This window comes from Methanococcoides sp. NM1 (assembly GCF_900774285.1).
Taxonomy (GTDB): Archaea; Halobacteriota; Methanosarcinia; order Methanosarcinales; family Methanosarcinaceae; genus Methanococcoides; species Methanococcoides vulcani.
In genome coordinates, this window is sequence record NZ_CAAGTW010000019.1 from 1 (window position 1) to 5,231 (window position 5,231).

Below are 5,231 nucleotides of genomic sequence, written 5' to 3' on the forward strand. Positions count from 1 at the left end.
GTGGAATTTCAATCACCTCCATATCAGAATCATTAGTGGAGACCGGAGCTTTTCCGGTCTGACGTTGAATGTGGCAGTTCGGTTAATTCTGACTGATAGTGACTTTATCTATCAATGAATTAACCAACTATTGTGCATAGAAAACAACTCTCTAATTAAATATAGAGTTCTTTTCCGACAATTCTTAGTTAACTTCCAAATTTGTGTGCTTTAACAAATAACTCTGGTTGATCCTGCCAGAGGTTACTGCTATCGGTATTCGACTAAGCCATGCGAGTTAAATGTTCTTCGTGAACATAGCGAACTGCTCAGTAACACGTGGATAACCTGCCCTTAGGTTTGGCATAACTCCGGGAAACTGGAGATAATTCCGAATAAACCATTCATGCTGGAATGCTTTTTGGTTCAAAGACTTCGGTTGCCTAAGGATGGATCTGCGGTCTATCAGGTGGTAGTGGGTGTAATGTACCTACTAGCCTACGACGGATATGGGTTGTGAGAGCAAGAGCCCAGAGATGGATTCTGAGACATGAATCCAGGCCCTACGGGGCGCAGCAGGCGCGAAAACTTTACAATGCGGGAAACCGCGATAAGGGGATACCGAGTGCCAGCATATTATGTTGGCTGTCCACATGTGTAAACGGCATGTGTTAGCAAGGGCCGGGCAAGACCGGTGCCAGCCGCCGCGGTAACACCGGCGGCCCGAGTGGTAATCACTTTTATTGGGTCTAAAGGGTCCGTAGCCGGTTTGATCAGTTCTTCGGGAAATCTGACAGCTCAACTGTTAGGCTTCCGGGGAATACTGTCAGACTTGGGACCGGGAGAGGTAAGAGGTACTACAGGGGTAGGAGTGAAATCTTGTAATCCCTGTGGGACCACCAGTGGCGAAGGCGTCTTACCAGAACGGGTCCGACGGTGAGGGACGAAAGCTGGGGGCACGAACCGGATTAGATACCCGGGTAGTCCCAGCCGTAAACGATGTTCGCTAGGTGTCAGGGACGGTGCGACCGTTTCTGGTGCCGTAGGGAAGCCGTGAAGCGAACCACCTGGGAAGTACGGCCGCAAGGCTGAAACTTAAAGGAATTGGCGGGGGAGCACTACAACGGGTGGAGCCTGCGGTTTAATTGGACTCAACGCCGGAAAACTCACCGGGGGCGACAGCAAGATGTAGGTCAGGCTAAAGACCTTACCTGAATCGCTGAGAGGAGGTGCATGGCCGTCGTCAGTTCGTACTGTGAAGCATCCTGTTAAGTCAGGCAACGAGCGAGACCCGTGCCCACTGTTGCCAGCATGTCCTTCGGGATGATGGGTACTCTGTGGGGACCGCTGGTGCTAAACCAGAGGAAGGTGCGGGCTACGGTAGGTCAGTATGCCCCGAATCTCCCGGGCTACACGCGGGCTACAATGGCTGGGACAATGGGTTCCTACACCGAAAGGTGATGGCAATCTCCTAAACCCAGCCGTAGTTCGAATCGAGGACTGTAACTCGTCCTCGTGAAGCTGGAATCCGTAGTAATCGCGTTTCAACATAGCGCGGTGAATACGTCCCTGCTCCTTGCACACACCGCCCGTCAAACCACCCGAGTGAGGTATGGGTGAGGGCACGGATTTTGTGCCGTGTTCGAACCTAAATTTCGCAAGGGGGGTTAAGTCGTAACAAGGTAGCCGTAGGGGAATCTGCGGCTGGATCACCTCCTAAGCAAGATCCGCACAAAGCGGATCAACGCTATCAGTCAGAAATCGATAAACTGCCACATTCAGCAACCCACTTCAATGAAACAAGATTTTGCTGGAGGAAATACGAGCGAGGGCTTGTAGATCAGTTGGAAGATCGTCGCCTTTGCAAGGCGAAGGCCCTGGGTTCGAATCCCAGCAAGTCCATTGGATCATTACGATTCACAAATCATCAAGTGCACCAGGCGAGTCATGTCGCCCGGGAAGGATGGATGTACCTGATACCCCATATCAGGTATGATGAGATCATGTATATATTACATATCAGACGCTCACTGGACAAAGTGAGATGGACTCTGGTAATTATGCCGTCAGGTGGATGGCTCGGCTCAAGCGCTGATGAAGGACGTGCCAAGCTGCGATAAGCTCAGGGTAGACGCATGGAATCTATGAACCTGAGATTTCCTAATGAGACCTCTTAGCACATTTGTGCTGATCAGTCATGATCGGGAACGCCCCGAATTGAAACATCTTAGTAGGGGCAGGAAGAGAAATCGAAGAGATGCCGTTAGTAATGGCGAATGAACCCGGCAAAGTTCAAACTGAATCCCTCCAGTAATGTGAGGGAGATGTGGTGTTATAGGAACTTTCTAAGGTTCCGACCTTTTCTTAGCTGAACTTTTCTGGAACGTTAGACCGTAGAGTGTGAAAGTCACGTAAGCAATGAAAAGAGGAACTGGAAATGTTCCTGAGTACCGTGTGTTGGAAATCACGCGGGAATTTGGGAGGCACCAACTTCCAAAACTAAATACGTCTTGAGACCGATAGCGAAGTAGTAGGGTGACCGAAAACTGAAAAGTACCCCCAAAAGGGAGGTTAAAAGTGCCTGAAACCTGATGGTGATGGAGCGATATGGCATGAAAGGATCTTTGGATCGAAGGAATCAACCGCGAGGTTGTAGTACGAGTTCCAATGCCGATGTCATATCATACGTTTTGAAGAACGGGCCAGGGAGTGTATCTAAGTGGCGATGGCTAACCTTTTATCTGGGAAGCCGAAGCGAAAGCAACAAGCACGCAACCCCTTACGGGGTGAGGTGCGGCGTATACAAGTGCGTGGAGTCACTAAGTTACGACCCGAAGCCGGGTGATCTAGGCGTGGGCAGGTTGAAGCGTGGCGAAAGCTACGTGGAGGACCGCAAGCGGTATTGATCTGCAAATCATTCGTGTGACCTGCGTCTCGGAGTGAAAGGCTAATCTAACCCGGCATCAGCTGGTTCCTTCCAAAACATGTCGCAGCATGACCTAACTGGAGATAGTCGGTGGAGTAGAGCACTGATTGGTGGTCCCGGGGGAGAAATCCCTCAACCGCTTGTCAAACTCCGAACCCACCGTCGTCGTAGAAGGTTGGAGTCCGGGCTACTGGGGTAAGCTTGTAGTCCGTAAGGGAGACAACCCAGCCCGTGGTTAAGGTCCCTAAGTGTCGACTAAGTGTTAATACTAAAGGGCGTCCTAAGCCCTAGACAGCTGGAAGGTTAGCTTAGAAGCAGCTATCCTTTAAAGAGTGCGTAACAGCCCACCAGTCGAGGTTTGGGGCCCCGAAAATGGACGGGGCTCAAGTCGACCACCGATACCACGGAGTACCGAAAGGTAATCTTGTAGGAAGGCGTTGCGTTTGGGCAGAAGCAGGGCTGTGAAGTCCTGTGGACCGAGCGGAAACGAAAATCCTGGTAATAGTAGCAGCATAGTCAGGTGAGAATCCTGACCGCCGAAGGGGCTAGGTTTCCTCGGCAATGATCGTCAGCCGAGGGTTAGTCGGTCCTAAGTTGTACCGTAATTCGAGTACATCAAAAGGGAAACAGGTTAATATTCCTGTACCATTTAACAATAAAACTGACGTTTCGGGGCAGGCTGAGCGGCGCCGTCGCGCCGTCTAAGCATCGAACTCTGTGGAGAGCCGTAATGGCGAGAAGCAGATGAATATGTTATGGCGAAAGTCAGCTTCACCCTGGAACCCGTGAAAAGGGAGTTAAATGTCCGTACCGAGATCTGACACAGGTGCCCCTAGCTGAAAAGGCTAAGGCGTGTCGGAATAATTTGGCTAAGGGAATTCGGCAAATTGGCTCCGTAACTTCGGGAGAAGGAGTGCCTGCTGTGAAGACAGCAGGTCGCAGTGACCAGGGAACTCTAACTGTCTAATATCAACATAGGAGATCGCAAACCCGTAAGGGCTAGTACGATCTCTGAATCCTGCTCAGTGCAGGTACCTGAAACTTCGGTTCAACGGAAAGAAGGGCCTGTAAACAGCGGGGGTAACTATGACCCTCTTAAGGTAGCGTAGTACCTTGTCGCTTAATTGGCGACTTGCATGAATGGATCAATGAGAGTTCTACTGTCCCTAGCCAGAGTCCGGTGAAGCTTACATTCTAGTGCAGAGTCTAGAGACCTCTAGGGGGAAGTGAAGACCCCGTGGAGCTTTACTGCAGCCTGTCGCTGGGTTGTGATTTTGGATGTACAGTGTAGGTAGGAGACGTCGAAGCCGGTGCGCCAGCATCGGTGGAGTCACAATTGGGACACTACCCTTCCAAAGTTACGACCCTTACTCCGAGAGGAGGACCCCGATAGGTGGGCAGTTTGCCTGGGGCGGGACGCCCTTGAAAAGATATCAAGGGCGCGCAATGGTTAACTCAAGTGGGTCGGAAACCTACTGAAGAGTGCAAGAGCATAAGTTAGCCTGACGTGATTCAGCACAGTAGTGGATCACGAGACGAAAGTCGGTTCTAGCGAACCTTTATGTCCCGCTTGGTGCGGGCTAAAGATGACAGAAAAGTTACCCCGGGGATAATTGAGTCGTTGCCGGCAAGAGCACATATCGACCCGGCAGCTTGCTACCTCGATGTCGGTTCTTTCCATCCTGGCTGTGCAGCAGCAGCCAAGGGTGAGGTTGTTCGCCTATTAAAGGAGATCGTGAGCTGGGTTTAGACCGTCGTGAGACAGGTCGGTTACTATCTACTAGAGGTGTCTGTAGTCTGAGGGTAAGTTGCTTTTAGTACGAGAGGAACAGAGCAACGGCGCCACTGGTCGATCGGTTGTCTGACAAGGCACTGCCGAGCAGCTACGCGCTAAGGAATAAGAGCTGAATGCATCTAAGCTCGAAATCTGACCTAAAAAGAGACTACGTTAAGGATTCCGGTAAAAGACCGGATTGATAGAGTCGGGATGTACGCACCAAGGCAACGAGGTGTTCAGTCCGCGGCCACTAATTTCCGTGCCTCATCCGTTTTGCTTTGTCCAGGCGAAATCTGATATGTAATATAATGACATGATCCCATTCATTGTCGCAATGTAAAGGCTTATATGGTTGTGTTGCCTAGTAAAGCCCGCTTAAAAATGCCAAGGTGGCGGAGCGGCTACGCAATCGCCTGCAGAGCGATTCCATTCCGGTTCGAATCCGGACCTTGGCTTTCATCCATTAATATGAGTTAGAGTACGGCGGCCATAGCGGCAGGGCAACTCCTGTTCCCATTCCGAACACAGAAGATAAGCCTGCCCACGTTG

The 5,231-nt window shown here is 50.9% G+C and carries 2 tRNA genes and 3 rRNA genes; all 5 read left to right on the plus strand.

Going from position 1 to position 5,231, the window contains the following annotated elements:
• Positions 1-220 precede the first annotated feature (220 nt).
• Positions 221-1,697, plus strand: a 16S ribosomal RNA gene (locus E7X56_RS11525).
• Positions 1,698-1,808: 111 nt separating this feature from the next.
• Positions 1,809-1,881, plus strand: a tRNA-Ala gene (locus E7X56_RS11530).
• Positions 1,882-2,025: 144 nt separating this feature from the next.
• Positions 2,026-4,955: ribosomal RNA gene (locus E7X56_RS11535) — 23S ribosomal RNA — on the plus strand.
• Between the two features lie 110 nt (positions 4,956-5,065).
• Positions 5,066-5,137 (plus strand) — tRNA-Cys (locus tag E7X56_RS11540).
• A gap of 24 nt (positions 5,138-5,161) precedes the next feature.
• Positions 5,162-5,231, plus strand: a 5S ribosomal RNA gene (gene rrf, locus E7X56_RS11545); the annotation flags it as partial.